This window comes from Polaromonas sp. P1_A2 (assembly GCF_056406895.1).
The window spans coordinates 779,434-805,758 of the sequence record NZ_JBFTZI010000001.1 but is presented as its reverse complement, the minus strand read 5'-3'; the positions used below and the strand labels follow the sequence as shown (position 1 = coordinate 805,758).

The 26,325-nt window shown below is 65.6% G+C and carries 26 protein-coding genes; 8 read left to right on the top strand and 18 right to left on the bottom strand.

The features are described 5' to 3' along the window. Positions 1-628: 628 nt before the first annotated feature. On the top strand, positions 629-1,639 hold the full coding sequence (locus AC1D09_RS03815; RefSeq protein ID WP_477662281.1) for a lysylphosphatidylglycerol synthase domain-containing protein: 1,011 nt from the start codon (positions 629-631) through the stop codon (positions 1,637-1,639). Between the two features lie 328 nt (positions 1,640-1,967). Here the strand turns inward: AC1D09_RS03815 and AC1D09_RS03810 are convergent, their stop codons facing one another. Beyond that, the gene (locus AC1D09_RS03810; RefSeq protein ID WP_477662282.1) at positions 1,968-2,684 is read right to left on the bottom strand and encodes a glutathione S-transferase N-terminal domain-containing protein; all 717 of its coding nucleotides are present in this window, start codon (positions 2,682-2,684) and stop codon (positions 1,968-1,970) included. 116 nt (positions 2,685-2,800) lie between these two features. Between AC1D09_RS03810 and AC1D09_RS03805 the strand changes: the two genes are divergently transcribed. Continuing rightward, positions 2,801-3,022 carry a SlyX family protein gene (locus AC1D09_RS03805; protein WP_477662376.1) on the top strand — a complete coding sequence of 74 codons (222 nt, stop codon included), beginning with the start codon at positions 2,801-2,803 and terminating at the stop codon, positions 3,020-3,022. Between the two features lie 13 nt (positions 3,023-3,035). Here AC1D09_RS03805 and AC1D09_RS03800 read toward each other — a convergent pair whose 3' ends face one another. From AC1D09_RS03800 to AC1D09_RS03780, 5 genes are all read right to left on the bottom strand, one after another. After that, positions 3,036-3,215, bottom strand: a complete 180-nt coding sequence (locus tag AC1D09_RS03800; RefSeq protein ID WP_477662283.1) for a hypothetical protein — start codon at positions 3,213-3,215, stop codon at positions 3,036-3,038. Positions 3,216-3,802: 587 nt separating this feature from the next. Then, entirely contained in the window at positions 3,803-3,946 is a 144-nt protein-coding gene (locus tag AC1D09_RS03795; RefSeq protein WP_477662284.1) for a GFA family protein, read from the bottom strand. Positions 3,947-3,975: 29 nt separating this feature from the next. Further along, the gene (locus AC1D09_RS03790; RefSeq protein WP_477662285.1) at positions 3,976-4,440 is read right to left on the bottom strand and encodes a hemerythrin domain-containing protein; all 465 of its coding nucleotides are present in this window, start codon (positions 4,438-4,440) and stop codon (positions 3,976-3,978) included. 155 nt (positions 4,441-4,595) lie between these two features. Next, entirely contained in the window at positions 4,596-6,047 is a 1,452-nt protein-coding gene (locus AC1D09_RS03785; RefSeq protein ID WP_477662286.1) for a DHA2 family efflux MFS transporter permease subunit, read from the bottom strand. 57 nt (positions 6,048-6,104) lie between these two features. After that, complete coding sequence (locus AC1D09_RS03780; RefSeq protein WP_477662287.1) at positions 6,105-6,902, bottom strand: SDR family NAD(P)-dependent oxidoreductase; 798 nt, start codon at positions 6,900-6,902, stop codon at positions 6,105-6,107. Between the two features lie 107 nt (positions 6,903-7,009). Here AC1D09_RS03780 and AC1D09_RS03775 point away from each other — a divergent pair, with 107 nt between their 5' ends. Next, positions 7,010-7,144, top strand: coding sequence for a hypothetical protein (locus tag AC1D09_RS03775; RefSeq protein ID WP_477662288.1), 135 nt, complete (start codon positions 7,010-7,012; stop codon positions 7,142-7,144). Positions 7,145-7,152: 8 nt separating this feature from the next. Here the strand turns inward: AC1D09_RS03775 and AC1D09_RS03770 are convergent, their stop codons facing one another. From AC1D09_RS03770 to AC1D09_RS03755, 4 genes are read right to left on the bottom strand one after another with little or no spacing between them, the layout of a single operon-like run. Next, the gene (locus AC1D09_RS03770; protein ID WP_477662289.1) at positions 7,153-7,932 is read right to left on the bottom strand and encodes a DUF899 domain-containing protein; all 780 of its coding nucleotides are present in this window, start codon (positions 7,930-7,932) and stop codon (positions 7,153-7,155) included. A 31-nt stretch (positions 7,933-7,963) separates the two neighbouring features. Then, on the bottom strand, positions 7,964-8,341 hold the full coding sequence (locus AC1D09_RS03765) for a VOC family protein (RefSeq protein ID WP_477662290.1): 378 nt from the start codon (positions 8,339-8,341) through the stop codon (positions 7,964-7,966). Positions 8,342-8,389: 48 nt separating this feature from the next. Then, positions 8,390-8,845, bottom strand: a complete 456-nt coding sequence (locus AC1D09_RS03760; RefSeq protein ID WP_477662291.1) for an SRPBCC family protein — start codon at positions 8,843-8,845, stop codon at positions 8,390-8,392. Further along, positions 8,737-9,195 carry an ArsR/SmtB family transcription factor gene (locus tag AC1D09_RS03755; protein WP_477662292.1) on the bottom strand — a complete coding sequence of 153 codons (459 nt, stop codon included), beginning with the start codon at positions 9,193-9,195 and terminating at the stop codon, positions 8,737-8,739. Before AC1D09_RS03755 ends, AC1D09_RS03760 begins: the two co-directional genes overlap by 109 nt. A 214-nt stretch (positions 9,196-9,409) precedes the next feature. Between AC1D09_RS03755 and AC1D09_RS03750 the strand changes: the two genes are divergently transcribed. Then, positions 9,410-9,811: an EF-hand domain-containing protein gene (locus AC1D09_RS03750; RefSeq protein ID WP_477662293.1), complete on the top strand. Its 402-nt coding sequence runs from the start codon at positions 9,410-9,412 to the stop codon at positions 9,809-9,811. A 75-nt stretch (positions 9,812-9,886) separates the two neighbouring features. Here the strand turns inward: AC1D09_RS03750 and AC1D09_RS03745 are convergent, their stop codons facing one another. Then, positions 9,887-11,443, bottom strand: a complete 1,557-nt coding sequence (locus tag AC1D09_RS03745) for an ABC transporter substrate-binding protein (protein WP_477662294.1) — start codon at positions 11,441-11,443, stop codon at positions 9,887-9,889. A 234-nt stretch (positions 11,444-11,677) separates the two neighbouring features. On the opposite strand from AC1D09_RS03745, the gene AC1D09_RS03740 reads away from it, so the two are divergent. Together AC1D09_RS03740 and AC1D09_RS03735 are read left to right on the top strand one after the other, a co-directional pair. Beyond that, a complete protein-coding gene (locus AC1D09_RS03740; protein ID WP_477662295.1) occupies positions 11,678-12,565 on the top strand; it encodes a helix-turn-helix domain-containing protein in 888 nt (295 codons plus the stop codon). Between the two features lie 31 nt (positions 12,566-12,596). Then, the gene (locus tag AC1D09_RS03735; protein WP_477662296.1) at positions 12,597-13,052 is read left to right on the top strand and encodes a VOC family protein; all 456 of its coding nucleotides are present in this window, start codon (positions 12,597-12,599) and stop codon (positions 13,050-13,052) included. A gap of 6 nt (positions 13,053-13,058) precedes the next feature. Here the strand turns inward: AC1D09_RS03735 and AC1D09_RS03730 are convergent, their stop codons facing one another. Further along, the gene (locus tag AC1D09_RS03730; protein WP_477662297.1) at positions 13,059-18,230 is read right to left on the bottom strand and encodes a PAS domain S-box protein; all 5,172 of its coding nucleotides are present in this window, start codon (positions 18,228-18,230) and stop codon (positions 13,059-13,061) included. 366 nt (positions 18,231-18,596) lie between these two features. Further along, positions 18,597-19,535 carry a rhodanese-like domain-containing protein gene (locus AC1D09_RS03725; protein ID WP_477700936.1) on the bottom strand — a complete coding sequence of 313 codons (939 nt, stop codon included), beginning with the start codon at positions 19,533-19,535 and terminating at the stop codon, positions 18,597-18,599. Between the two features lie 149 nt (positions 19,536-19,684). On the opposite strand from AC1D09_RS03725, the gene AC1D09_RS03720 reads away from it, so the two are divergent. Further along, complete coding sequence (locus AC1D09_RS03720; protein WP_477700935.1) at positions 19,685-22,021, top strand: ATP-dependent DNA helicase; 2,337 nt, start codon at positions 19,685-19,687, stop codon at positions 22,019-22,021. Between the two features lie 320 nt (positions 22,022-22,341). Here AC1D09_RS03720 and AC1D09_RS03715 read toward each other — a convergent pair whose 3' ends face one another. The 5 genes from AC1D09_RS03715 to AC1D09_RS03695 form a co-directional block, all read right to left on the bottom strand. Next, on the bottom strand, positions 22,342-23,049 hold the full coding sequence (locus AC1D09_RS03715) for a hypothetical protein (protein ID WP_477662300.1): 708 nt from the start codon (positions 23,047-23,049) through the stop codon (positions 22,342-22,344). A gap of 365 nt (positions 23,050-23,414) precedes the next feature. Continuing rightward, complete coding sequence (locus AC1D09_RS03710) at positions 23,415-24,230, bottom strand: hypothetical protein (RefSeq protein ID WP_477662301.1); 816 nt, start codon at positions 24,228-24,230, stop codon at positions 23,415-23,417. 97 nt (positions 24,231-24,327) lie between these two features. Continuing rightward, the gene (locus AC1D09_RS03705; RefSeq protein WP_477662302.1) at positions 24,328-24,549 is read right to left on the bottom strand and encodes a hypothetical protein; all 222 of its coding nucleotides are present in this window, start codon (positions 24,547-24,549) and stop codon (positions 24,328-24,330) included. Positions 24,550-24,770: 221 nt separating this feature from the next. Beyond that, a complete protein-coding gene (locus tag AC1D09_RS03700; RefSeq protein WP_477662303.1) occupies positions 24,771-24,944 on the bottom strand; it encodes a hypothetical protein in 174 nt (57 codons plus the stop codon). Next, positions 24,941-25,300 carry a hypothetical protein gene (locus tag AC1D09_RS03695; RefSeq protein WP_074576691.1) on the bottom strand — a complete coding sequence of 120 codons (360 nt, stop codon included), beginning with the start codon at positions 25,298-25,300 and terminating at the stop codon, positions 24,941-24,943. The genes AC1D09_RS03700 and AC1D09_RS03695 overlap by 4 nt, the downstream gene beginning before the upstream one ends. Before the next feature lie 398 nt (positions 25,301-25,698). Here AC1D09_RS03695 and AC1D09_RS03690 point away from each other — a divergent pair, with 398 nt between their 5' ends. Continuing rightward, a complete protein-coding gene (locus AC1D09_RS03690) occupies positions 25,699-26,316 on the top strand; it encodes a DUF502 domain-containing protein (protein WP_477662304.1) in 618 nt (205 codons plus the stop codon). Positions 26,317-26,325: the final 9 nt, after the last annotated feature.

Below are 26,325 nucleotides of genomic sequence, written 5' to 3'. Positions count from 1 at the left end.
CCCTTCGCTTCGCTACGGGCAGCCTGCGGTGCTCGGTTCAGGCGGGGTCTCGCTAAACTCGCTACGCTGCGCTTCGCTCAGACAACGCGATCCCTTATCCGCCTGAACCTGCGCTCCTCGGCGCATCCACAAGGGGGTGGGAGAAAAATACCGAATACCTGAAGAAACAAGGACACGCCATGGCGTGTCCTTGTTTGTATTGGAGTTCGATATTGGTATTTGGTATTTCGGACTTCCCCGTCCTGGCTGGGCCGAGCAGCGCAGACGGAGGAGGGATAAGGGCTGGCGTTGTCTGAGCGAAGCGCAGCGTAGCGAGTTTAGCCAGACCCCCTCCGCAGTCGAGCAGCGCAGGTTGCCCGTAGCGCAGCGAAGGGACCCAGACTGCGGGTCGCCTTTTCTTTGGTGACTTTCTTTTGGCGAAGCAAAAGAAAGTTACTTGCCGCCGGGCAACCCCGGCCAGCCAGCCTCAGCAGAGAAACCAGAAAGACGAAGAGAGGAGAAGGAGAGAAGGGGGAGAGCGCGTCCGCCGGAGCAAGACCCGGCCCCCACCCCGTCGGTCTGCGCCTACAGAAAGCAGCGCCGCCGTGGTCTGGGCGCGGCAGGCGGTCAAAGGCAAGATGCAGCCATCATGGCCAGCACCGCGGCGCCCGCTTGCGCCGATACCAATCCCGGTACCAGCCCGTCTCCCGCCGCCGCGGCATCACTGTGGCCGCGCGTGCGGCGCTGGGTGTTTCCGGCGCTGGGGATATTGGTGCTGGGCCTGCTGGTGTCGCATGCGCACAAGGTGGACTGGGTCGGTGCCTGGCAGGCGCTGTGGCGTTATTCGCCCTGGCTGCTGCTGGGCGTGCTGGGCCTGGCCACGGCCAGCCATGCACTCTATGGCTGTTTTGACCTGATAGGCCGGCGCCACACGCGCCACATCTTGCCGCGCCTGCAGACCTGGGCGATCGCGGTAACGAGTTATGCCTTTAATCTGAACCTGGGCTCGCTGGTGGGCGGCGTGGCGCTGCGCGCGCGCCTGTACACCCGCGCGGGGCTGGACGAAGCAACCATCGCGCAAATCGTGGGCCTGAGCCTGGCGACCAACTGGCTGGGCTACGGCCTGGTGGCCGGCAGCCTGTTCGCCGCGGGCCTGATCGCCCCGCCCAGCCAGGCCCACATAGGCGCAACGGCATTGCGCGGACTGGGCGCGGCCATGGTATTGCTGGCCCTGGCCTATGTGGCGGCCTGCAAGTTTGCGCACGGACGCGAGTGGCGTGTGCGCGGCAAGCGGCTGACCCTGCCCTCGCCCGGCCTGGCGCTGGTGCAACTGCTGCTGTCCGCCACCAACTGGGCGCTGATGGGCGCGGCCATGTACGCGCTGCTGGGCGGCCAGGTGGAGTACGGCAAGGTGCTGGGAGTTCTGATGGCGGCCTCCATCGTGGGAGTGATCATGCCGATCCCGGGAGGCCTGGGGGTGCTGGAGGCGGTGTATCTGGCGCTGTTGTCGGGCAGTGTGAAGCAGGGCACTCTCATGGGAGCCGTATTGGCGTACAGGGCGCTGTACTACCTTTTGCCCTTGGCTGGGGGCTTGCTGTTGTATGTGTTGCTGGAGAAATATGCAGCCAGCCATGCAGGGGCCGCACCCGCTGCCGAATGAAAGCTTTTTTGTGGTTTCTGTATTTGGCTGTTGGTATTCCTATCCCCCCCTTGTGTATGCGCCGAGGAGCGCAGGGCCAGACGGATCAGGGCTGGCGTTGTCTGAGCGAAGCGCAGCGTAGCGAGTTTAGCCAGACCCCGGCTGGACCGAGCACCGCAGGTTGCCCGCAGCGAAGCGGAGGGACGCAGACACCAGGGTCGCCTTTTCTTTGCTTATTTTCTTTTGGCGAAGCAAAAGAAAGTGAGTTGCCGCCGGGCAACCCCGGCCAGCCGCCCTCCATAGAGGAAAGAGAGGTAAGAGAACGCACCCGCCGGAGCAAGACCCGGCATCAGCTCCGTTTGGGAATAGCCAACCCCTTCACCACCGCCGGCCGCACCACAAAAACCTCCAACACCCGCTTGACATTCGGAAAGCTGGCGAACTCCACCAGATCGCCGGCTTCATAAAACCCCACCAGATTCCTCACCCACGGGAAGATGGCGATATCGGCAATCGTGTACTCATCGCCCATGATCCAGGCCCGGCCTTCGAGGCGCTGCTCGAGCACGCCGAGCAGGCGTTTCGATTCGGCGACATAGCGGTCGCGCGGCCGCTTGTCTTCATAGGCCTTGCCGGCGAATTTATGGAAGAAGCCGAGCTGGCCGAACATGGGGCCTATGCCACCCATCTGGAACATCAGCCACTGGAGGGTTTCATAGCGGCCTGCGGCGTCCTGGGGGATGAACTTGCCGGTTTTTTCGGCCAGGTAGAGCAGGATGGCGCCGGACTCGAACAGCGGAAGCGGCTGGCCGCCGGGACCTTTGGGGTCGATGATGGCGGGGATCTTGTTGTTGGGGTTGAGCGAGAGAAAGGCCGGCGACATCTGGTCGTTGGTGTCGAAGCTCACCAGGTGCGGCTCGTACCCCAGGCCGGTCTCCTCGAGCATGATGGAGACCTTGACGCCGTTGGGCGTGGGCAGCGAGTACAGCTGGATTTGCTCAGGGTGCTGGGCGGGCCATTTCTGGGTGATGGGGAAGTCTTGGGGGAAGGCTTTGGATGGGGTCATGGTGTGTGTGCGGCAGGAAATAAACGACAGCCGCCAAGCGTAGCCCAAGCCGGGCAAACGCGCAGGGCGCCGGTTATTTCCCCGGCCCGGGCGGCCTGATGGTGTCCAATAGCGGCATGGAAGCCGAGAACCACACCGACAGCCGCCTGACCGAACTCGAGATCAAGGCCAGCTTTGCCGAAGACCTGCTGGAGCAGCTCGACAAAATCATCGTGCGCCAGCAGCAGCAAATCGACGCCCTGCTGCGCGAGGTGGCCGAACTCAAGGCCGCGCCTGTGCGTGACGGCGACATCACGACGGCACGCAGCCTGCGCGACGACTTGCCGCCGCATTTCTGAGCGCGCCCCCCCGCTACCAGAGGTTTTTGCCGTCTATCACGGCAACAGGCGCCTCGGCCGCGTCGAAATCATCGAACAGCCGCGCATTGACACCTATTCGGCGGGTGCTGCCGTCCCAGCTGCCGTCCATCTCGAAGGCCGGGCTGTCCGAGTAGGTGGAAACACCGCACTCGGCGCAGAAGTGGTGGTCCACCAGCTAGGGCCTATTAACGCTATTTATGCAAATGCGAATGGGGTGAAAACAGCCCCAATCAAGGCGCGCGACGACGCCCAGACCGGGCGTCTGCGCTAGGAGCGCAACGCGGAGTGGGGCTGTTTTCGCCCCATTCCCTCCGGGTTGCGATCAAAAAGGCCTTGCGCGGCGTTGCAAAGCCTTGACGGGGTTCGCCCCGCCTGCGTTTTGCGCCTTGCTCAAGGCCTTTTTGACTCGCAACGCATCTTGCATAAATAGCGTTAACAGGCCCTAGTCTGCCAGCGGTAGACCGCGTCGGCGTCCTTGGGTGTGGTGACGTGGAATTGTTCGGGTGTGTAAGAACCTGTTCACGGCCTAAACGGGGCCGCGCAAGCACCTTTTCGGGATGGGATGCAAGGCGCGGTGCGACGCCCATAGCCCAGCTATGGGCTAACGCCGCAACGCCGCAGACCGCCCGAAAAGGCGCTTGCCCTCCGGGTTGGGGTGAAATCGGGCGATTGAACCACCCAGGCCCTTGCATGGGCATTAGCCCATGCGGCGTGCCCGGTCGGCCCACTCATCCCGATTGCACCCCAACGCGGCCCCGTTTAGGCCGTGAACAGGTTCTCAGCCAGCAGCGCGCCGCGCTTGCTGCAGAACGAGCAAGTGCAGCGCGTGAGCTGGGCCGGCATTTCGCCGTCTATGCGAAAGGCGTTTTTGCCGCAATGGCAGCTTCCGGTGATGGTGGCCATGGGCCGTCTCCTGCCGTGAACCGGGCGCCTCAGGCGGCGGCCATGAGTTCCTGTTTGCGGGCGCTGATCTGCGCGCCCAGCTCGGTCATGTCCAGCCGGGTGGCGCGGGCCTTGGGGAAGATTTCGTTCTGCTCTTCCTTGACGTGGTGCTTGACGTATTCGGACATGACCTTGATCTTGGCATCAAACATTTCGCCGTCGGGCTCCAGGCCCTCGACCTGGGCGATCAGGTCCTTGAGGGTGGCGTGCTCGACGCTGGCCTCGGGAATCAGCTCATGGTCCTTGAGGGCGGCCTTGACGGCGGGGTAGAAAATTTCTTCCTCGACCTGCGCATGCACCGTGAGCTCCTTGCAGATCTGGGTGACCAGTTCCTTCTTTTTGGCGGGGGAGCGGCTTTTTTCGTACTGTTCAAAAAGCTCGCTGACCAGCTTGTGGTCGGCCCTGAGCATGGCGGTGGCTTCCTTGTGCACGGGTGTGGCCTTGGTGGTGGGCATGGTATTTCCTTTAATGGGGTGGTGCGGATGGGTCGCAACCCGGGGCGGGCTGTTACGCGATTCTTGGGAAGCGACCGCCGCCTCGGGGTAGGCCAAGCTTGCCAGCGCATGTAGGAAACCGCGCGCCACGGCGACGGCGGCCTTGGCCCTGCGGCCTAGCCCGGCGAATTGGCGGGCGAGGGTTCGCCGGCACCGCCCGGGGCCGCGCCGGGCCTGAGCAGCACGGCGCCCAGCACGGCGGCCACGGCCGCGAAGACCGCACCGATCACAAAGGCCAGCTGGTAGCCGCCGTTGAGCGCCGCGGTCGCGTCCAGCCCGGCACCGCCCAGCGAGGTGGTGCGCGCGGCCGCGAGGCTGGCCAGCACGGCCAGGCCCAGGGCGCCGCCCATCATGAAGGAGGTGTTGACCACGCCGGAGGCAATACCCGATTCGCTGGGGTCCACATCGCTCATGGCGGCCAGCAGCACGGGGTTGAAGGCCATGCCGGCCCCCAGGCCCAGCAGCAGCATGCCGGGCAGCACGTCGAGCGCGAAGCTGCCGGCCACGGGCGCGCGCGCGAACAGGGCCAGGCCCACGGCGGCCAGAAGCAGGCCGGCGGCCAGCGGCGCGCGTATGCCGAAGCGCATGACGATCTTGGCCGACAGGCCCAGCGAGAAGGCGGCCATGATGAGGTTGGCCGGCAAAAAGCCCAGGCCGACCTGCATAGCGCTGTAGCCCAGCACCAGCTGCATGTAGAGCGCCGAGATAAAAAACCAGGCGAACATGGCGGCCGCCCAGAGCACGCCCACGACATTGGCGGTGGCGACGTTGCGCAGGCGGAACAGGCCCAGCGGCATCAGCGGCGTCTGCACTTTGGATTCAATCGCCAGGAAGACGGCCATGAGCACCGCGGCCGCGCCCAGCAAGCCCAAAGTCTGGCCAGAGAGCCAGCCGGCCTCGTTGCCGTTGACGATGCCGTAGACGGCCAGCATCAGCGAACTCGTGACGGTGACGGCGCCGCTCACGTCAAGCCTGGCGCCGGTGGCCTGGCCCTTGCCGCCGGGCAGCAGCAAGAGGCACAGCGCGAAGACCGCGCCGCCTATGGGCAGGTTGACCAGAAAGATCCAGTGCCAGCTCAGCGCGTCGGTGAGCACGCCGCCCAGCAACACGCCTATGCTGCCCCCGCCGGCGCAGACAAAACCGTAGACGCCCATGGCCTTGGCGCGCTCGGCCGGCTCGATGAAGAGATTCATGATCAGCGAGAGCGAAATCGCCGACACCACAGCGCCGCCCAGGCCCTGCACCGCGCGCGCGACGATGAGCAGCGCCTGCGAGTTGGCGAGGCCGCAGGCCAGCGAGGCCAGGGTGAAGAGGCTGAGCCCCGCGAGGAAGAGCCGGCGGTGGCCGTACAAGTCACCGAGCCGGCCGCCCAGCAGCAAGAAGCCGCCGAAGGTCAGCATGTAGGCATTGACCACCCAGACCAGCGAGGTCTCGGTGAAATGCAGGTCGGTGCGTATGGAAGGCAGGGCCACGTTGACGATGGTGGTGTCGAGCACGATCATCAGCACCCCGAGGCACAGCACCATCAGGGCCCACCATCGCTTGCGGCTGTCCATGTGTTGTCTCATTTGCGCTTTCTCCTCTGCTTGAATGAATGCCTTACGTCAAAGTCACATCAATCCAGATCAATCCAGCACCGTGCCGCTGGTCAGGTTCACGACGGTGCCCGTCATCGCGCCGGCAGCCGCCGAGGCCATGAACACCGCCGTATCGGCCACCTGCGCCAGGGTGGGCAGGCGCTGCGTCAGCGTGCCCGCGGCGGCGCCGGCCAGCCAGTCGTCCATCGCCATGCCGGCGCTGCGGGCGTTGGACCTGAACACCTCGCCGGTGTAAGAGCCCATCTCCACCGCTTCGGGGATGGCGTGCGGCCTGAGACAGATGACGCGTATGCCGCCGGGCGCGAGCTCGGCGGCAAGCAGGCGCGAAAACCATTCCGTGGCCGCGGATGTTACGCCATTGCCGATAAAGCCGCTGCCCGTCATTTTGGCGCCGGGGGTGGACAGGGTGAGGATGACACCCGACTTGTGGCGGGCCATGTGCCGGGCCACGGCCTGGGCGGTGATGAAGTAGCTGCGCAGGTAGGCGTTGACGGGCAGCGCGAAGTCTTCCAGCGCGAGCTGGGCAAAAGGCGTGCCCTGCACATGCGGGATGCCGACGGCGTTGAGCGCGATGTCGATGCGGCCGGCGCGGGCCGCCACGGTGTCGGCATGGCGGTGCACGGCCTGCTCGTCAAGCGCGTCCAGCGGCGTGACCTCGGCCGCGCCGCCCGCCGCCGCGATGTCGCGCGCGACGGCTTCCAGCCGGGCCGGTGTGCGCCCGGCCAGGAACACATGGGCGCCCTCGCGCGCAAACGCGCGGGCGGTGGCACCCCCGATGGCACCGCCGGCGCCGTAAATGACCGCGACCTTGTCCTTGAGCTGCATGGGTCCTCCTTGTCTGTGATGGTCAATTGCTATTAATTTGGCAGCACCTCACAGGCATGCCTAATGGGCTGCAGCCCTTTCTCTCTTGATGGTATTTTGGATTGCCGATGGACCGGACGGTTGCCGGTGCGGTGCTGAGCTACGGCCTGACCGATACCGACCTGCGCTACGAGGACAACAGCAACGCGCGCTTTCGCGTCAAGCTCAAGGGGCCGTCGGCTTTCCTCAAGGTGCGTTTCTAGAGGGCCCTTCATGCAACGGGAGCCTCGGCGTGGCAACAGGCCGGGGCGGCCTGCGCCGTGGGCTCAGCCGCGCCGTATTTGTCGTGGTGGCGCACCCAGGCCATGGGAAAGGGCAGGCCGTCTTCGTCGCGTCCCTTGGGCGTGAGGTCCATGTAGTGGTAGCTGCCCACCAGGGCGTCCGCGCCGCGGGCGTAGCTTGAATAGGTGTGGAAAACGTTGCCCTGGCCGTCGCGCGCGAAGACGCTGAAGCCGTGCAGGTCCTCCATGCCGCCGACGTCTTCCATGCGGTAGTTGTAGGCTACCTTTGCGCCCGCGAGTGCTTCGGGCGTGAAGGAGACGCGGTAGTCGTAGTTGAAATCGCCGCCAAAGGATGACACCCACTTGAAGCGCCAACCCATGCGCCGCTTGAAGGCGGCAAGTTTGGCCTGCGGCGCGCGCGAGACCACGGCCAGCGTGATGCCGCGCGCGGCCAGGTGCGGCAGGGTGGCGTCGATGTGGTCCGCCAGAAACGAGCAGCTGGGGCAGCCCTCTTCCCAGTCCGGGCCGAACATGAAGTGGTAGACGATGAGCTGGCTGCGCCCGTCAAACAGCCCGGCCAGGCTTTCGCTACCGTTGGCGCCGTCGAACACATAGGGCTTGTCGACCGGCACCCAGGGTAGGCGGCGGCGCTCGGCGCTCACCAGGTCGCGCTGGGCGGTGAGTTCTTTTTCGCGGGCCAGCAGCAGGCGGCGGGCGGCGAGCCATTCCTCTCGGGACACGATGGCGTGCATGGCGGTGGGGGTGTTCATGGGCGGGACTCCATGGGAGGGATGGGAGGAATCAGCGGTTGAGGATGTGCAGGATGTTGCCGTCCGGGTCCTTGAACCAGGCGCCCTTGAAGTCACCGGCCACATGGGCATCGCCCTGCAGCGTCATGCCGGGCAGGTCGTAGTGCTCAAACACCACGCCCTTGGCCTTGAGTGCGTTCATGATGCCGTCGAACTCGTCACCCACGCTCCAGGTGCAGGCGGTGGCCTGGTTGGTGCCCGCGAACTGCGAGACATAAACCACGACGGTGGCGGTGCCGCTCTGGTAAGTGAGCACGCCCTCTTCGCTGCCTTGCAGCGGCGTGAGGGCCAGCTTGCCCTCATAAAACTTGCGGGCGGCGGCCAAGTCCTTGACGGCGATGGTGGGCATGGCGTTTCGGTTGGCGAGCATGGTGGACTCCTTTCTGGGTGATGCGCTCCAGGCGGCGGACGGCGCGGACTATGCAGCGGGGAAGAGCTTGTCGAGTTTGAGGAAGGCGCCGGCCCAGCCCTGGTTGTGGCTGTCGCGTGCGGCCTGGTCGAAGAATTTTTCGTGCACAAACACGAGTTCGGTGCCGCCGCCCGAGGGCCGCAGCGTGACAGTGACCCGCGACACACGTTCGGGCGTGCTCTGCCAGCCCCAGTCGAACACCAGCTTGTGGGGCGGCTCCACCTCCAGGTAGGTGCCGGCCACGTTGTGGGTCTCCTGGCCCGGCACGCCGAAGCGGATGTGATAACGCCCGCCCACGCGCACGTCCATCTCGGCCAAGGTCACCACGCCGGCCGGGTCGGGGCCGAACCACTGCGCTAGCGCTTGCGGGTCGGTCCACGCGCGCCAGACTTTTTCGCAGCTGGCGGGGTAGTGCCGGGTGAAGTGGACGGAGGCCGGCTTGCCTTGCGTTGCGCTGCTTTCCATGGCGGGTTCAACTCCTCTTGGTGGTACAGGTAGCGGCCCAGCGCGTCCAGGCGCTCGGACCAGAATTTCTCGTAACGGGACAGCCACATGGCGGCCTCCTGCATGGGCTCGGGCGACAGGGCCAGGTTGACGACACGCCCGTCCTTGGCGCGGGTCACCAGGCCGGCGTCCTCGAGCACGCGCAGGTGCTTCATGAAGCCGGGCAAGGACATGCCGTGCGGCTGGGCCAGCTCGCCGACGGAGAGATGGCCGCGCTCCAGGTCTTGCAGCACCTTGCGGCGCGTCGGGTCCGCCAGCGCGGCGAACACGGCGTTCAGGGCCTCATCGGCATTGTCTTTATACTTAACCATTTGGCTTAGTATTGAGCAAGCGGCCACCGCCTGTCAACCGGGGCCCGGAACAAAGATGTTTTTTTGTGTGATCGCACCCGCCGCCGGCCTGCAAAGAAGTGTGTCCCCGGTGCACGCTCAGGTAAAGCGGCGCAACACCCTGCAAGAACACTGGTATTGAGGGCGGGGGTAGCATCCAATGATGACCATGACCTATCACTCACAGAGGAAGCCCATGAAGCAGCCCACGGCAAAGACCCTCCCCATCCTCCGCGCGCCTTCCAGCCCGGCCCGCCCCCGCATGGTGATGCTGGGGTCTTTGCTGGCCCTGGCCGCCGCGGCCGCCCTGCTGGCCGCGCAGGCCCAGGCCCAGACGGCGGAGCCGGCGGCAGCGGCCTCCGCGCCTGCCGCGGCCCCCGCTGCCGCGCCGGCACCCGCGGTCGCCAAGTACGATCCCAAGGACCTGGAGCGCGCCTTCAAGTTCATGGACAAGAACGGCGACGGCAAGGTCAGCCGCGACGAGGCCTCGAACTTTCGCGGCGTCTCGAAACACTTTGACGAGGCCGACCTCAACAAGGACAACTTTCTCTCGCGCGAAGAATTCGACAACGCGATGAACCAGAGCCGGCAACCCTGAGGAATTCCTCGCCCATGAAAAAAGCCGTGCGGTTTGCAGCCGCACGGCTTTTGTTTTTCTGAACGCTGGTTGCGATCAGTTCTTGAGCTTCACGTTCCAGAAGAAGGGCCAGAGCGCAGGCTGGTAGTTTTCGAGCTTGGTGGACTTGGCCGACAGGCTGTTGAATTTGCCGATGTCGATGTAGGGCACTTCGTCGTACACCAGCTGCTGCACCTTGCCCCACAGCGGCCCGCGCTTGGCGGGAAGCGGGATGTGGTTGAACTCGAGCAGCGCGGCCTGTTTGGCCGGGGTGTTCCACCAGCCCGGCGCGCCGTCGCCGAGTTGCGGCGGCGAGAGCATGGGTTCGGGCAAGAGGCCTGAGTGCGTGACGTAGATGTCCCACGCGGAGGAGTCGTTGCGGCGCTGAACCAGGGTGGACCAGTCGACCACGGTGAGCTCGGCCTTGATGCCGGCGCGCTTGAGCTGCTCGGCCATGACCACGGCCATGTTGTAGTGGAAGTCGTACTGGCGGCTGGTGAGGATGCGCACGGTCTCGCCCTTGTAGCCGGCGGCTTCGGCCAGGCCCTTGGCCTTGGCGGGATCACGCTGGTTGTAGCTCTCGCTGCCGGCGGCGGAGTAATACGGCGAGCCCTGCGGGAAGTGGTTGGCCTCGGCCGTGAAGAAGCGCGTGTCGCCGAAACCGGCGGCCATCATTTCGCCGGGGCCTATGGCGGTCTGTATCGCCTGGCGCATGCCCTTGTTGGCGTTGATGCCCTCGCGGGTATTGAACACCAGGTACGGGAAACCGAAGGCCGGCGTGATCACCGGCGCGGCGCGGCCGCCGGATTTTTCGAGGCGGGCCAGCGCATCTATGGGCAGCAGGTCGGCGAAGTGGAACTGGCCGGACAAGGCGCCTTCCACGCGCGTGCCGGGCGTGGGCACGGGGATGAAACGCAGCTCCTCGATGAAGGCCTCGCGCTTGCCGCCGTAGCCGTTGGCCGGCTCCTTGCGCGCGCTGTAGCCGTCAAAGCGCGTGAGCACCACGAACTGGTCGGTGCGGCGCTCCTTGAACTTGTAGGGGCCCGTGCCTATGAAATTGCGCAGCGGAATCTGCACGGCCTCCTTGGCCATGATGGCGGCCATGCCGCTGGGAAGGGCCAGCTGCGCGAGCAGCGGCGCGTAAGGCCCCCTGAGCGTCAACTCCACCGTGAGCGGGCCGGCGGCCTTCAAATCGACGATTTCCTTGCCCACGGCCTTGCCGCGCGGCGCCTCCTTGATCCAGCGCTTGAGGCTGACGACCACGTCCTCGGCGTCGAGCGCGCGGCCCGAGTGCAGCTTCACGCCCTTGCGCAGCGTGATGGTGACGACCTTGCCGTCGGCCGAGAAACGCGGCATGCCGTCGGCCAGCATGGGCACGACATTCCATTTGGCGTCAAAGGTGTAGAGCGGCTCGTACACGTGCTGCATGATGGTGCCGACCAGGTCGGTGGTGGCCTGCATGGGATCCAGCGAGGGCGGCTCCCCCACCATGGCCAGGTTGGCCACGGAGGCCGGCGCCTGCGCCAGGGCGGGCGCGGCGCCCTGCAGGGCGGCCATCAGGCCAAAAACCAGGGCCGGCAGTAGCCGGCGCGTATGTAGGCGATGGTTAACCATAAAGCACTCCTAGATGAAAGTAATTTTCAGAATCCGTAGGATATTTGGCTAAATGTGACTTTATGTAAGTGAATACCCTGGGTGGTGTGCACTTATTCTGAAATTAAATTTCTCATCCAAGGTAAATAAGGCCTGCGGACCGGAAAGCCCGCAGGCCGGGCCGCCGCATGCCCGGCGGCATGGCGCAAGGGCCTGCCAGGGCCTAGACTGAAGGCCAACCATCGCTTCCAAGCCATGCAACGCGCACCTCATCCCCTGCTGGCCAACTTCGTCAAGACCGCGTGGGCCAGCCTGCCCGCCGCTGCCCAGGTGCAGCCGGCGCCGGCGCGTGAGCATGTGCTGCCTACCGGCCTGATGCACCTGGTGTTCCGCCTCTCGGGGCCGGGCGTGCGCATCTTCGACCACGCCGCGGACGGCAAGGGCCGGCCGCTGGGCCAGGCCCTGGTGGGCGGGCCGCGCGCGGGCTTTTATGCCAAGGAGGTGGGCGCGCCCTCGCATTCGGTGGGTGTGCAGTTGCTGCCCGGCGCGGCGCAGGCGCTGCTGGGCCTGCCGGCCGATGAGCTGGCCGGGCACCATGTGAGCCTGGAAGACCTCTGGGGAAACCATGCGGAGCTGGCGCGCGAGCAACTGCTGGCGGCCGCCACGCCGCAGCAGGCCTTGCGCCGCCTGGAGGCCCTGCTGCTGCGGCGCCTGCGCGCCGGCCCGGCGCAGCCGGCGCACCCGCTGGTCACGCAGGCCTTGCGGCAGTTCGAGGCGGGCATGGGCGTGGAGGATGCGGTGGCCCGCAGCGGCTATAGCCATCGGCAGTTCATACGCCTGTTTTCACAGGCCGTGGGCCTGGGGCCCAAGCTGTATTGCCGGCTGCGGCGCTTCCAGAAAGCCCTGCCGCTGCTGCAGGGCCCGCTGGGCCTGGCCGGCGTGGCGATGGAGGCCGGCTACAGCGACCAGCCGCATTTCAACCGCGAGTTCCGCGAATTCGCCGGACTCACGCCCGAGCAGTACCGGCTGGCGCGGCCCGTGTCGGCCAACCATGTGCTGGTGCCCAGGTCTTGCGCGTCCGTCTCATCCCCTTCACGGCCGCATGTCAATTTTGTTCAAGACCGCGGGGCCGCCGGCCTCTAGACTGGCCGTATTCCCTTTTTCAGGAGGCCGCATGGCGATTCACGAACTGTTTGCGTATATCCACGTCAAGGATGCTGAAAAAGCCTTGACGTTCTACACCTCGGTGTTTGGGGTGGCCGAAAAATTCCGCCTGACCGAACCCAGCGGACGCGTAGGCCACGCCGAGCTGGAGTTCGGCGGCACCACGCTGATGCTGTCGGACGAGTTCCCGGAATGCGGCACGGGCGCGCCCGCGAAGGGTACGCCGGTGAGTGTGACCCTGCACTTGCATGTCGACGATTGCGATGCGGTGATTGCACGGGCGCTGCAAGCCGGCGCGACGCTGGAGATGGCCACGCAGGACCAGTTTTACGGCGAGCGCTCGGGCAGTTTTCGCGACCCCTTCGGCCACCGCTGGAGCGTGGGCCACAGCATTGAGACGCTGACGCCCGAGGAGATGCAGCGCCGCTACACCGCGCTGCTGGAATCGGAATCGCCCGGCGCCTAGGCGGCGCTACTCGAGTTCTATTTCAGGCGGGCGCGCCAGGCCCAGCACCCGCCTCAGGGTGGCCAGCAGTTCCTCGTTGGAGGTCTTGGCCTTGACCAGCACAGCGGTGGCGCGCGCGGCCTGAGCCCGGGTGGCTTCCATCGCGGAGAACACCACCACGGGCGGCGGCGACTCCAGCGCCTCGATGTCGGTGAGCAGGTCCCAGCCCGAGCCTTCCTTGAGGTTGATGTCCAGCAGGACCAGGTCGAAGGGCTGGCTCTCCAGCCGCGCGCGGGCTTCCTGCAGGGTTGCCGCGAAGACGAAGGTCGCGAAGTCCTGCGCGATGGTGGCCGCGATGCGCTGGATGTCGGGATCGTCCTCGACGTGCAGGATGACGGGCTTGTTTTCGGCCGCGCCCTCGATGGCGCGGCGCACGCCCAGCACCAGCAGGTTTTCGTCTATGGGTTTTTCCAGCCAGTCCGAGACGGTCAGGGCCTGGTCGTTGAACTGCACCTTGCCTTCGCCGGCCCAGGCCGAGATGACGACCACCGGCACGTCGCGCGTGAGCAGCCGCCCGCGCAGCTGGCGTATCAGCGCGATGCCGTCCTGGCCGGGCAGCTTGAGGTCGACCGTGATGGCGTCGTAGTGCCGCCGCCCCAACTGGGCCAGTGCCTCCTCGGCGCTGTAGACCGGGTCGGAATCGAAGCCGCCCTTGTCCAGCATCATGCCGATCAGGCGGGAGATGTCGTGGTCGTCCTCGCAGACCAGCACGCAGGGCCTGTCGCCGGTCATCTCCACCGGGCGCGTGGGTGGCGGCTCCACCCATTCCGGCAGTTCGAAGTAGAAGGTGGTGCCTTCGTTGGTATGGGTTTCAAAGCCTATGCTGCCGCCCAGGCGCTCGATGATGGCCCGTGAAATGTTCAGGCCCAGCCCGGTGCCGCCCTTCTGGCGCGTGTCGGAGGAATCGGCCTGGGAAAATTTCTGGAAGATGCGCTTGCGGAACTCCTCGGGAATGCCGGGCCCGTGGTCGCGCACCTCGACGCGCACGCCCCCGCTCGCGCTGCGCCCCACATGGATTTCCACCACGCCGTCGGACGGGGAAAACTTCATCGCGTTGGACAGCAGGTTGGTGACGACCTGCATCAGGCGGTCGCCGTCGGCCCTGACCATCAGTTCCTCGTCGGGGAACTGCAGGCTCAGGCTCACGTTCTTGGCGGCGCCGTAGCCCTCGTTGGCGGCCAGCGCCTGCTCGAGCAGGGGCTTGAGTTCTATCACCTGCAGGTCCAGGGTCATCTTGCCGGACTCTATCTTCTCGATGTCCAGGATGTCGTTGATGAGCCGGATCAGGCGCTCGCAGTTGCTCTTGGCGATGCCCACCAGGGTCTTGACGGCCTCGGGCAGCTGGCCGGCGACACCGCCGGAGATCAGGCCCAGCGAGCCGCGTATCGAGGTGAGCGGCGTGCGCAGCTCGTGGCTGACCGTGGAGACGAATTCGCTCTTCATGCGGTCTATGCGCTTGAGCTCGGTAACGTCGTTGGCCAGGGTGTAAAAGCCGATCACCTTGCCCTCGTCCCTGCCTTCGCCGTAGCGCGGGAAGTAGTTGACCACGTAGTCGCGCGTTCCGCCGCGCGCGGTTTTCTGCGCGCGCTCGTAGACCACCGGGTAGCCCTGCAGCACCTCCTCAACCCGGGGCCTGATCAGCGCGTACATCTCCTCGCCCACAATTTCCCGTATGGTCTTGCCTTCGAGCTGCGCACTCGTCATGCCGAAGACTTCCTCGTAGGCGCGGTTGTGAAAACGCAGGTACTGGTCGGCGTCGGCGTAGGTGATCCAGGCCGGTATGGTGTCGGTGATTTCACGCAGTTGCGCTTCGCTGGTGCGCAGCGCCTCGGTGACGCGGCGCATCTCGGTGGTGTCGCGGCCGGTGCCGCGGTAGCCGGTGAATTTGCCATTGGCATCGAATTTGGGCACACCGCTGATGCTGAAGTAGCGAGTCCGGCCCTTGGAGTCGCGCCGCGTGGTTTCAATATCGCGGAAAACCTCGTGCCGCTGCACCACGCCTTTGTAGTGGGCCCACCCCTCGTCGCTCATCTGGATGTAGTTGAGCTCCCAGGGGGTCTTGCCATAGGCTGATTTCTGGACGCCCGAAGCGTTGGGGGCCTCGCCGGATACCTCGACAAAACGGAAGTTCTCGTCCTGCTCCCAGAACCAGTCGGAGGACAGCTCGGTGAGCGCGCGGAAGCGCTCCTCGCTTTCGCGCAGCACCTGTTCGGTCTGCTTGCGCTCGGTGATGTCCTGGATCTGCGCGATGAAGCGCAGCGGTTTGCGGTCCTCGTCGCGCACCAGGGAGCAGCTCATATAACCCCAGACGATGTGGCCGTCCTTGTGGATGTAGCGCTTTTCCGTGTGGAAGGATTCGATCTCGCCGGCCAGCGCGCGCTGGCGCTGCTTCAAGTCCCATTCGATGTCATCGGGGTGGGTCAGGTCGTGGATGGTGCGCGCCAGCATCTCGGCCTCGGAATAACCGAGCATCTGGCAGAAGGCAGTGTTGACCTTGAGGCGGCGCGAGTCTATGCCTATCAGCGTCATGCCGATCGCGGCATGCTCAAACGCGTTGCTGAACTGCTGGTCGTTGAGCATGAAGGCGTCGTTGTCGCTGCTCAGGGGCGCGCTGCTGGGCACCTCCAGCGTCGAGAAGCCCGATTCGTGCTCTGTTTCGGCGGCCTGGGCGCCCTGAGTCCCCCGCCCGTCCTGCCCGAGGCCGGTCTGGTCGCCGCCCAGCGAGAAATAAAAGGTGCTGCCTTCGCCGACCACCGACTGCGCCCAGATCTTGCCGCCGTGCCGGTCGATGATGCGCTTGGCCGTGGCCAGGCCTATGCCGCTGCCGGCGAATTCCTCGGGCGAGTGCAGGCGCTCGAAGTTTCCGAACAGCTTGTCGACGTAAGCCATGTCGAAGCCGGCGCCCGTGTCCTTCACGAAGAACACCGGCTGCCCGTCCTTGTCGCGCTGGCGCCCGATCTCGATTTCGACGCGCTCCTTCTTGGCGCTGAACTTCCAGGCGTTGGCGATCAGCTGCTCCAGCACCTGGCCCAGCATGGCCTGGTCGCCGCGCGCCGCCATGCCGGGCTCGATCGCGATGCGCGCCTCGCGCCCGGCCTCGGCGTCCTTGAGCCGCTTGGCCACGCGCAGCGCCTCGGCGCTGATGTCCACCGTGTCCCAGACCATGCTGGTGCGCGACAGGCGGGTGAGGGCCAGCAGCCCGTCGGTGAGCTCGCCCATGCGCCGCACGCTGCTGCGTATGCGCTCGAGGAAATGCAGGGCGCGCTCGCCGGCGGCCGGCGGCATGTGTTTTTCCATCAGCGCGCAAAAGCCGTCTATGGTGCTCAGCGGCGTGCGCAGGTCGTGCGCCACGGAATAGGAGAAGGCCTCCATCTCCTTGTTGGCGGCCTCGAGCTGCGCCGTCCTGCGCAGCACGCGGTTTTCCAGGTCGACATTGAGCCGCACGATTTCCACCTCGGCCTGCTTGCGTTTGGTGATGTCGGAAATGGAAGTGACAAAGCCGATGGGCTTGTCGCTCTTGCCGTCAAAGAGAGGCTGCACGTTAATGAGGCCCCAGAAGGTGCTGCCGTCGGGCCTGCGGTAACGCTGCACGACATTGCTCTGCGCCTGCCCGCTGCTGACGGCGCGCACGCTGGCCCATTCAACTTCGGGCATGTGGGTGCCGTCCTCGCGCAAGCGCTCCCAATCCGGCGCCGCCGAGGTCTGGCCCTTCATCTGCGCCATGGTCTTGCCGAAAATGCGTTCCGCGCTGGGGTTGCAGTCGATGATTTTGCCTTCGGCGTCACGCAGCATCACGCCTTCGGCAAGCGCCCCGACCACCGCCCGGAAACGCGCGTTGCTCGTGCGCAGCGCGGTTTCGGTCTGCTTGCGTTCGGTGATGTCGCTTCCCACGCCGCGGTAACCTTCAAAGGCTCCGTTGTCACCAAACACCGGCTCTCCGCTGACGCTGCGGTAAATGACACCGCCATCCGCCTTGGTCAGCTGGTACTCAAAATTGCGAAACGGCAAATGCGCCTGCAAGGCGGCCTTGTGCTCCTCCCACGTGCCGACAAGCGGCGCGGAGTTGGGCAGGTCCCATCGGCACAGCCCTTCCCCGATGACCTGGGTTCCCAGGGCAAAGCGCTGCGGATCGTTGGAGACAAAGACGTTGCGGAAGTTTTTGTCCTGTTCCCAGTACCAGTCGGACGAGAGCTGAGTGAGGCTTCTGAACCGCGCCTGGCTACTACGCAGGCGGTCCTCGGCGGCCAGGCGCTCGGTGATGTCCTCGGCCGTGATCAGGATGTGGGTGACCCTGCCGCCGCCGTCCTTGAGCGGCAGCTTGCGCATGTGCACGCGTATCCTGCCGCGGTCCCGCGTCATGATGACCCGGTCGGGGAAGTCCTGCATGACGCCGGTGTTCGCCACCTCCACGTCGGAGACATTGATGCGGTCCGCGTGGTCCTGCGGCCAGAGGTCGTGCACGGTGCGGCCCATGGCGTCCTCGCGCCGTATGCCGTAGAGGCTTTCGGCGGCCTTGTTCCAGGCCACGATGCGCAGGCCGTCCTGCACCGACTTCAGGTGCACGGCGACCGGCATGTTGTCGACGACGTCGTCGAGGAAGCGCGCGGCCTTGCGCTCTTTTTCCTCGATGCGCCTGGCCACCGTGGTGTCCCGCGTGATGCCGCGGTAACCGGCGAACTCCTGCTGCTTGTTGAACACCGGCACGCCGCTGGCGGAAAAATAGTGGGCCACGCCGTCGTCCAGCACGCGGATGTACTCGAAATCGCGGAAGGCCTGGCGCGCCTCCAGCACCGCGCGGTGGTGATCCCAGGACATGCTCAAGGGGTAAGCGCCCTCCAGCTCCCAGCGCTGCTTGCCGATGGCGCTGCTGAGGTCCGGGTCCGCACTGCTCCTGCCCGCGCTGCCCACGCTGCGCTCGGCGGCAAAGGCGGTGAAACGGAAATCGGCGTCCTGCTCCCAGTACCAGTCCGCTGAAATGGACGCCAGGCTGCGCAGGCTGTCCACGTCGTCCTGCAGCACCTCGGCGGCGCGGCGCTGCTCGGCAAGTTCCTGCGCCAGGGCCTTGTTGGCCTCAGCCAGCGCCAGTGCCTCGGCCTGCAGGCGTTCGTTGGCCTGGGCCAGGGTTTCGTCCCGCTTCACGGCCTTGCCCCGGTGAACGGGCCCACCAACGCGTTGCCGGTCCCTCCCGCCGCGCCATGCGGGCGGTGGGCTGCGGTCAATTCGCCTGGCGAAGAGGGCTTCATGCGCTGCTGTTTACTTTCTTGGCAAAGGCGAGGTGCCTTCATGCATTTTGCACGGCGTTTGCGAAACCGAGTGTGCTGCGCCGCTGGAAAATCCGCCATAGGACAACACCCTGTCTTCTTTTGGGTGCGGCAGTCATCGGCACATGCCAGATTTGAAAACTTAAGACCTCTTTTTTGGTGAGCCGGCTGAAACGGCCTGGGCACAAGAGCTTAGCGCCACCCTCCCCCGCAAGGCAAAGGTACTTTTACACATTCATCCCATTCACACGGCATGCGGGTACTCCAGCGACAGCCCGGCCGCCTGCCAGGCGTCTATGCCGCCATGCAGCGGCCGCACGTTCTTGAAGCCCGCCGCCATCAGTCGCCTGGCCACCTGGGCGGCCGAGGCATCGTTGGGACAGGCGCAGTACACCACCACCGGCACGTCGTGCGGCAGGTCCAGCGTGGCCATCTTGCGGTCCGGGTCCGACCACAGCAGGGCACCCGGGATGATGCCGCCCGCGCCGCGGCTCAGTTCGGTGCGCACGTCGAGGATCACGGCCGGCTGCTCGCCGCGCGTGAGCTGCAGCAGCTCCTGCGGGGTGATGCGCGCCATGCGCAGCTGGCGGTAAAAGCGCTGGCGCTGCCACCATTTGTGCGCCAGGAAGAGCGCGAAGGCGGCCAGCAGCACCATCAGGCCTATGCGGCCCATCTGCTCGAAGACGGCCAGCACGTCGGCCACCGCGTCATGGAACAGCATGCCTATGGCCAGCCCCACGCCGGCATACAAGGCCGCGCCTATCGCATCAAAGAACAGGAAGCGCCCGAAAGGCACGCCGGTGCGCCCCGCCAGCGCGGTGGCCAGCGAGGCGAAACCCGGAATGAACTTGGCCAGCACCAGCGACCTGGCGCCCCAGCGCGTGAAGATGGACTCGGTCTGCCGCACGCAGGAATCGGGCGACAGCGAAATCCGGCACAAGGTCTTGAGCACGCGGCTGCCGTATCGCTGGCCGGCCCAGTACCAGAGGCAATCGGCGATCAGGCAGGCCAGCACGGCCGTCGCGAGCAGGCCGCCGGCCGAATACCGGCCGCCATAGCTCAAGGCGCCGGTGAGTATCAGCACCGGGTAGGCCGGCACCGGCAGGCCGAGCTGCTCCAGCACGATGTTGAGGAAAACGGCAGCCAGGCCGTACTGCTCCAGCCACACAACAATTTGGTCCATGGGCGCCAATGTAGACGGCTGCGGCGCATCGGTAAATGGAGGGCGCGGTAATGTTCTGTTTCCACAGGGGGAACAATCTCCGCGAGGAGGCGGCTGCGCTACCATGAAGCCCTGCCCCCCATTCCCGACTTCCAGAGAGCGCACCCCGATTGAAATACCTTGTGGCCGTCAGGGCCCTGTGCGAGTTCACCGCCAAGCATGGCGACCTGGACCTACGCTTTACCCCCTCGCCTTCGGCCCAGGAAGGCATGGCCGGCCATGCGCTGGTCGCGTCGCGCCGTGGGGAAAGCTACCAGTCGGAAGTCAGCCTGGAGGGCGACTACAAGTCGCTGACCGTGCGCGGCCGCGCCGACGGCTACGACCCCGAGCAGAACCAGCTCGAAGAGGTCAAGACCTACCGGGGCGACCTGCATGCCATGGCCGACAACCGCCGCCACCTGCACTGGGCACAGCTGAAGGTCTACGGCTGGCTGCTGTGCCAGGACAGGAAGTTGCCCGACATCAACCTCAGCCTGGTCTATTTCGACGTGGCCAGCACGCAGGAAACGCCGCTGACCGAGCACTTCACGGCGGCCGCGCTCAAGGACTATTTTGAAGCGCAGTGCGAACGCTTCCTGGCCTGGGCCGAGCAGGAACTGGCGCACCGCCAGGCGCGCGATGCGGCGCTGACGGCGCTGGCGTTTCCGCACCCCACCTTCCGGCCCGGCCAGCGCGAACTGGCCGAGGCCGTCTACAAGACCGCGCAGGCCGGCAGCTGCCTGATGGCGCAGGCGCCCACGGGCATAGGCAAGACCATAGGCACGGTGTTCCCGCTGCTCAAGGCAGTGCCCAAAAAGCAGCTCGACAAATTGTTTTTCCTGGCCGCGAAAACCCCGGGCCGCAGGCTGGCGCTGGACGCGCTGGACCGCATCAAGGGCAGCACCCAGGCCCTGCCGCTGCGCGTGCTGGAACTGGTGGCGCGCGACAAGGCCTGCGAACACCCGGGCAAGGCCTGCCACGGCGATGCCTGCCCGCTGGCCAAGGGTTTTTACGACCGCCTGCCACAGGCGCGCAGCGCCGCCGTGAAGCACGCCGCCACGCACGGCCCGCTGGACAAGGCCGCGCTGCGCGAACTGGCGCTGGCCCACCATGTGTGCCCCTACTACCTGAGCCAGGAGCTGGTGACCTGGTCGGACGTGGTGGTGGGTGACTACAACTATTACTTCGACACCAGCGCGCTGCTGCACGGCCAGGCCCAGGGCAACCAGTGGCGCGTGGCGGTGCTGGTGGACGAGGCGCACAACCTGGTGGAACGCGCGCGGAAAATGTATTCGGCCACGCTGAGCCAGGCGCAGCTGCAGCAGGTGCACGCCGGCGCGCCGCGCGCCGTGCGCGGCGCGCTGGAGCGGCTCAACCGCGGCCTGCAGGAGCTGCAGCAGGCGCAAAGCGAGCCCTACGAGGTTCATGCCGAGCTGCCCGCGCCCTTCCTCAAGACCCTGGGCCAGGCCCTGACCCAGGTCACCGACTTCCTGCTGGCCAACCCGACGCGCATGGACGGCGAGCTGCAGGACTTTTATTTCGAGGCCCTGCATTTCTCGCGCATGGCCGAGGCCTTTGGCGAGCATTCGCTGTTTGACGTGACGCTGCAAACCGATACCGGGCCGGGCGCATTCGGCCAGGCGCTGGGCCAGCCGCTGGTGCTGCTCAATATCCGCAACGTCGTGCCCGCGCCCTTTCTGGCGCCACGCTTTGCGGCCGCGCAGTCGGCGGCGCTGTTTTCGGCCACGCTGAGCCCGCAGAACTACTACGCCGACACGCTGGGCCTGCCGGCCGGCACGGTGTGGACCGAGGTGGAGTCACCCTTTCTGGCCGAACAGCTGCAGGTCTCGGTGGTCAGCGACGTCTCCACGCGCCTGCAGCACCGGGGCGATTCGCTCTCGCCCATCATCGACCTGATGGCGCGGCAGTACGAGGACCGGCCCGGCAACTACCTGGCGTTCCTGAGCAGCTACGACTACCTGCAGCAACTCCTGGCGCTGTTCCGCCAGCGCTATCCGCAGATTCCGGTATGGGAGCAGACGCGCGGCATGGAGGAAGCCGCGCGCGACGCCTTCCTCGCGCGCTTCACGCCGGCCTCGCAAGGCATAGGTTTTGCCGTGCTGGGCGGCTCTTTCGCCGAGGGCATAGACCTGCCGGGTGAGCGCCTGATAGGCGCTTTTATCGCCACCCTGGGCCTGCCCCAGGTCAATGCGGTGAACGAGCAGATCCGCGAGCGCATGGGCGCCAACTTCGGCGCGGCCCAGAGTTATGACTACACCTACCTCTACCCCGGCCTGCAGAAAGTGGTGCAGGCGGCCGGCCGGGTGATACGCACGACCTCCGACCGCGGCGTCGTCTACCTCATAGACGACCGCTTTACCCGGCCCGAAATACAAAGCCTGCTGCCGGGCTGGTGGAAAGTGGCGCGCCTGCGCGCGCGGCGCAGGGAAGCCGCCGACGCGCTGTAAACAAAAAGCCCGCATTCGCGGGCTTTTTGTTGGAGCGGCCCTGAGGCCGCCTTGCGGGCCTAAAACACGCCCAGCAACATGAGGATCAGGATCACGCTGAGGGGGACACCCAGTAGCCAGGCAATGATGGGCATTTGTTTCTCCTAAAAAGTGGTCAGGGTTGAAGAGACAAATCCAATGTAGGCGGCGGGCCGCGCGCCCCATGCCAGCCTCCAGGCCCGCTGCAAGTAGGGCATGGCTGACGCGCGTGTAGTTGTGCAGGCAGCTGCTTGCAGGCCGGGGCCGTACCCAGGCAGTCAGGGGCTGCGGCCCGGGAAGGACTAGCGCTGGCTTAGCTGCAGCGCGCCCAGCATGCTGGCCAGCGGCTGGGTTTCGGGCAGCACGTAGACGATGCCGCGGCTTTTTCCGAGGACGGGGCCGACCACGGTTTCGTAAAAGCGGACCGGCACCACCACACAACCCATGGAGATGCGGTTGTCGTCGGGCGTTTCCGAGGCCAGGCGCTCGGCGCGGCGCTCGGCCGGTGGCGCGGGGCGCAGGCGATGTATGGCGAGCTTGGCCGCGTAGTCGATCCAGACAATGGCCTCGCCCTGCAGGTTGTGGCCGGGCTCGGAGACAAAGCGGCCGGCCGGTGTGGTGCGTTCATCCTCGCGCAGGCTGGCCACGCTGCGCTGCGCCATGCCGGGCACGCCGTGGTCGCCGGGCGCCAGGCCGGTCAGCGCGGGCGATGTGCCGCGCAGCTGCCCGCCCGCCTCGAACACAAAAATGCGCCCGCCTTTTTTGTCGACGATCACAAAAGGCAGGCCTTCGTTGTCGTGCGCCTGCACCACCCAGCGCAAGGCCTGGCGTGCATCGGAAGAGGCCGAGACCAGCACCATGCCGGCATCGGGACTTGCGGCCGGCGCTGCGGCACTGTCGGTGTAGGGGGCCAGCGGCGCGGCGACGGAAAACAAGGGCGCGGCGGCAAGAACGGCGAGGGCCGCCGTGCGGGCGATTTTTGCTGCGTGTTTCCTGCCTGCGAACAACATCCGGGGTCCTGTGCGTGGCACCAAAAAGTGCGCGAACGCACATCCAAAAAAACGGGGTCACTGTGTGTGGAGCGCACCCCGGCGCGGTTGCACCATGTTAACGATGCAAGCAATTGTGCTCAACGGAGAAACCCTGAACTGCCTCGGATACTCGCTATGACTTGTATAGCAATGAATCCTTTTGAAATGCCGAAGCGAAGCGGTTTTAGCAGACCAACGGAAGCACCCGCGGGGGCATGTAACAGTCGCCGGAGGCGGCATTTTTTGGCGCGGCAGATGCCTGCGCGCAACACCGGGCGGGACACCGCGCTGGTGCCCGTTACAAGTTACAAATCAGGAGAGAGAGAATTGGCCGAACGGAAACCTCAGCCGGCGGGCACCGTGCCCTGCTTCACCGCGAGTTCATGCGCCGCCGGAAACACCTCGGCCAGCGGCTTGACTTCGGGCAGCACATAGACCACGCCGTAACTCGCGTTGAAGGCGGGCTTGAGCACGTTTTCATAAAACTCCACCGGCATGTTGATGCAGCCGTAGGAGATGCGGTTGTCCTCGGTGGTCGGCGAGGCGAGGCGCTCGAGCCGGCGCTCCTTGGGCTCCAGCGTGCGCACGCGGTGCATGGAGACGGCCGCGTCGTAGTCGACCCAGACCACGTCCTCGCCCGTGGCGTTGCGCCCGGGTTCGGCGACGAAACGGCCCGCGGGCGTGGTGCGCTCCTGCGGCTGCACCTGGGCGATGGGCCGCCCGCCTATGCCGTCCACCGAGTCGTCGCCGCGCGCGGCGCCTATCAGCACCGGCGTGGCGCTGCGCAGCTTGCCGGAGGGCTCGAAGACAAACACCTTGGTGTTGATCTTGTCGAGGATCACAAAAAAGAGTTTGCGGTTGTCGCCGGAGCTGACCACCCAGTTGGCGACTTCGCGCGCTTCGTTCGAAGCCTCCTCGCCGCCGAAATCCGCCGTGCGCGGCGTCATGGGCGTGGGTGCCGTGGCTTGAAGGCCGGCGGCCGCCGGCGGGGCCACGGGATGGGGCCGGAAAAGCGGCAGGACCAGCACCGCGATGGCGGCGCCCCAGAGAACGCCCTGCTTGATGCCGTCAAGAATATCGGAATGCCGCGTGTCCACCAGCGCCGGGGTCGGTCCTTCAGCAGCGGGCCGCTGCTGAACATCAGGCGGGGAGGCGGCCATGGACAGGAATCAAAAAATACTGCGCCCCACATAAAACGCTCCGGGCCGCCGAGGCGATCCGGAGCGATTTCATGCGCAGATGCATGAGTGGCCTGGCTTAGTTGCGGTCAGCTTGTGCGGGACGCTCGGTCGGGGTGACGGCCATGTCCGTGCCGCTCGACGGCGAGGTGCTGGGGCTGGTGCTGCCCTGGTTCTGCAGGGTCTGGTCTGCCGGCGTGGCGGGCGTGGTGGTGCTGGTGTCCTGGGCATAAGCCAGGCCAATGGCGCCAACCACTGCGGCTGCGGCAACGGCGGAAGCCAGGGTTTTCGATGCTCTCATGGTGTACTCCTAAGGTCATGCCCATCACAGGCAATCGGGTTGGTAAATCGCCGGCCGTATTGCCGACTGGGTTCAATTTACGGTAGGGAGCGGAGCCTTTTTCGTCGGCCTGGTACAGCGCGCCATGTAGGACAAGCGAGGTCACAAAATGCTACGCGCCTCACAGGCGCATGCAGGATGGCACATGCGGGAACAGCTGCTTACCCCTGCAGCGCTCGCCGCTATTCGATGGGGTTGTTGCCGTGCAGGCCGTGTTCGGCCTTGATTGCGAGCTGGAGTTTTTCAAGCTCGTCGATGAGCTGGTCTATCTTCGCGAAATCCTTGACCGGGGCCGCCTGCAAGGCCTGCAGCCGGGCGCGCAGGTCCGCGTAGTCGGCCTCCAGGTCGCGCTTCATGCCGGCACCGGGCCGGGCTTGAAGCCGTTGACGGAGCCGCGCTTGTCGCTGCCGCCTTCGGCGGCCTTGGCTGCGGGCGCGACGAAGAGCTCGGCCTGCAAGTCTTCCTCGCTGCGCGGCCCGTATTGAAGGTCGGGGCCGACCAGGCGCTGCAGTTCGCCGTAGCCGGTGGCCAGGGCCGTGTCATAGGCCGCGAAGGTGATGTCGGAGCAGGAGATCGATTCAAACACCCGCGGGTCTTCGCGGCTTTCAAGAATGCGCCAGCAGAATTCGCCGGGGGCGGGCTCCTCGACGGTGAGGGCCAAAGAACGAAGAGGGACTTTGAGTTGTGCGTTGACCAATGTGGAGTGGCTCATGAAACAGGAATCCTCAAAAATATCCGGGCAGGCCGGACGTGGCCTTGCAGACGCAGCTTGGAGCGCCGCAAAAAAATATCAAGGGGTGCAAACGTAACTTTCGGCGCAGGGGCCGAAGGCCGCTGAAACGGCCGGCGCCGCAGGCATGAATCAAGCACAAGGGCAAAGGCGTGCCGGCCCGTGTCCGGTGTCGTCTCTGCAGCTGCGTGGGCGTTCATATCAGGTGTTCGCAATGACGCCAGTTTAAGCATGGAAATATGACAAGCTGCGGTGATTAGTACCCGAAAAACGTAGGAAAAGGCCGACAGGCGCCCAGCGGGCCGAGCGTCAACTGAAATGGTTATATTGCAGAGCATGGCCGGCCCCGCATCGTGCGTGCCGGCATACACCCAAAATCCATGAAAAGCCTTTACAAATATTTCTTTCGCGGCCTCATCACCATCCTGCCGGTAGCCCTGACGGTCTACCTGCTCTACATCTTCCTGGCCTGGATGGAGACCGCGGCGCTGTGGATTCTGCGGCCGCTGATCGGCAGCTTTTACATCCCGGGCCTGGGCCTGGTGTTCGGCGTGCTCAGCATCCTGGTGATCGGCTACCTGGTGTCCAAGCGGAGCGTGCGCAAGCTGCTGTCTTTCGCGGAAATGCCTTTCACCAATCTGCCGGTCGTCAAAAGCATTTACTCCTCGCTCAAAAGCTTCGCCGACTACTTTTCGCCTTCGGGCAAGCAGGGCGAGCAAAGCGTGGTGATACTGCGCATGCCCGGCCACGCGATGGAAATCGTGGGCCTGATCACGCGCCGCAGCTTCGCCGACCTGGGGCCAGGCTTCCTGCCCGGCGATCGCGTGGCGGTCTACCTGCCCATGGGTTACATGATAGGCGGCTACACGGTGTTCGTGCCGGCCGACTGGGTGCAGCCCATAGACATGTCGGTGGAGGAAGCCATGCGCTCCTCGCTGATCGCCTGGATGGCGCGCCCGCCGGCCACGGGCGGCGGCAGCGGCACGCCGGCCGGCTGAGTTTTCAGG

Coding starts and splice junctions, on each gene's coding strand:
- AC1D09_RS03775 (WP_477662288.1), top strand. CDS start 7,010: ATGGACCGGACGGTTGCCGGTGCGGTGCTGAGCTACGGCCTGACCGAT.
- AC1D09_RS03770 (WP_477662289.1), bottom strand. CDS start 7,932: ATGAACACCCCCACCGCCATGCACGCCATCGTGTCCCGAGAGGAATGG.
- AC1D09_RS03780 (WP_477662287.1), bottom strand. CDS start 6,902: ATGCAGCTCAAGGACAAGGTCGCGGTCATTTACGGCGCCGGCGGTGCC.
- AC1D09_RS03710 (WP_477662301.1), bottom strand. CDS start 24,230: ATGGCCGCCTCCCCGCCTGATGTTCAGCAGCGGCCCGCTGCTGAAGGA.
- AC1D09_RS03805 (WP_477662376.1), top strand. CDS start 2,801: ATGGAAGCCGAGAACCACACCGACAGCCGCCTGACCGAACTCGAGATC.
- AC1D09_RS03810 (WP_477662282.1), bottom strand. CDS start 2,684: ATGACCCCATCCAAAGCCTTCCCCCAAGACTTCCCCATCACCCAGAAA.
- AC1D09_RS03740 (WP_477662295.1), top strand. CDS start 11,678: ATGCAACGCGCACCTCATCCCCTGCTGGCCAACTTCGTCAAGACCGCG.
- AC1D09_RS03735 (WP_477662296.1), top strand. CDS start 12,597: ATGGCGATTCACGAACTGTTTGCGTATATCCACGTCAAGGATGCTGAA.
- AC1D09_RS03790 (WP_477662285.1), bottom strand. CDS start 4,440: ATGCCCACCACCAAGGCCACACCCGTGCACAAGGAAGCCACCGCCATG.
- AC1D09_RS03725 (WP_477700936.1), bottom strand. CDS start 19,535: ATGGACCAAATTGTTGTGTGGCTGGAGCAGTACGGCCTGGCTGCCGTT.
- AC1D09_RS03795 (WP_477662284.1), bottom strand. CDS start 3,946: ATGGCCACCATCACCGGAAGCTGCCATTGCGGCAAAAACGCCTTTCGC.
- AC1D09_RS03715 (WP_477662300.1), bottom strand. CDS start 23,049: ATGTTGTTCGCAGGCAGGAAACACGCAGCAAAAATCGCCCGCACGGCG.
- AC1D09_RS03785 (WP_477662286.1), bottom strand. CDS start 6,047: ATGAGACAACACATGGACAGCCGCAAGCGATGGTGGGCCCTGATGGTG.
- AC1D09_RS03705 (WP_477662302.1), bottom strand. CDS start 24,549: ATGAGAGCATCGAAAACCCTGGCTTCCGCCGTTGCCGCAGCCGCAGTG.
- AC1D09_RS03690 (WP_477662304.1), top strand. CDS start 25,699: ATGAAAAGCCTTTACAAATATTTCTTTCGCGGCCTCATCACCATCCTG.
- AC1D09_RS03750 (WP_477662293.1), top strand. CDS start 9,410: ATGAAGCAGCCCACGGCAAAGACCCTCCCCATCCTCCGCGCGCCTTCC.
- AC1D09_RS03815 (WP_477662281.1), top strand. CDS start 629: ATGGCCAGCACCGCGGCGCCCGCTTGCGCCGATACCAATCCCGGTACC.
- AC1D09_RS03755 (WP_477662292.1), bottom strand. CDS start 9,195: ATGGTTAAGTATAAAGACAATGCCGATGAGGCCCTGAACGCCGTGTTC.
- AC1D09_RS03700 (WP_477662303.1), bottom strand. CDS start 24,944: ATGAAGCGCGACCTGGAGGCCGACTACGCGGACCTGCGCGCCCGGCTG.
- AC1D09_RS03765 (WP_477662290.1), bottom strand. CDS start 8,341: ATGCTCGCCAACCGAAACGCCATGCCCACCATCGCCGTCAAGGACTTG.
- AC1D09_RS03745 (WP_477662294.1), bottom strand. CDS start 11,443: ATGGTTAACCATCGCCTACATACGCGCCGGCTACTGCCGGCCCTGGTT.
- AC1D09_RS03695 (WP_074576691.1), bottom strand. CDS start 25,300: ATGAGCCACTCCACATTGGTCAACGCACAACTCAAAGTCCCTCTTCGT.
- AC1D09_RS03760 (WP_477662291.1), bottom strand. CDS start 8,845: ATGGAAAGCAGCGCAACGCAAGGCAAGCCGGCCTCCGTCCACTTCACC.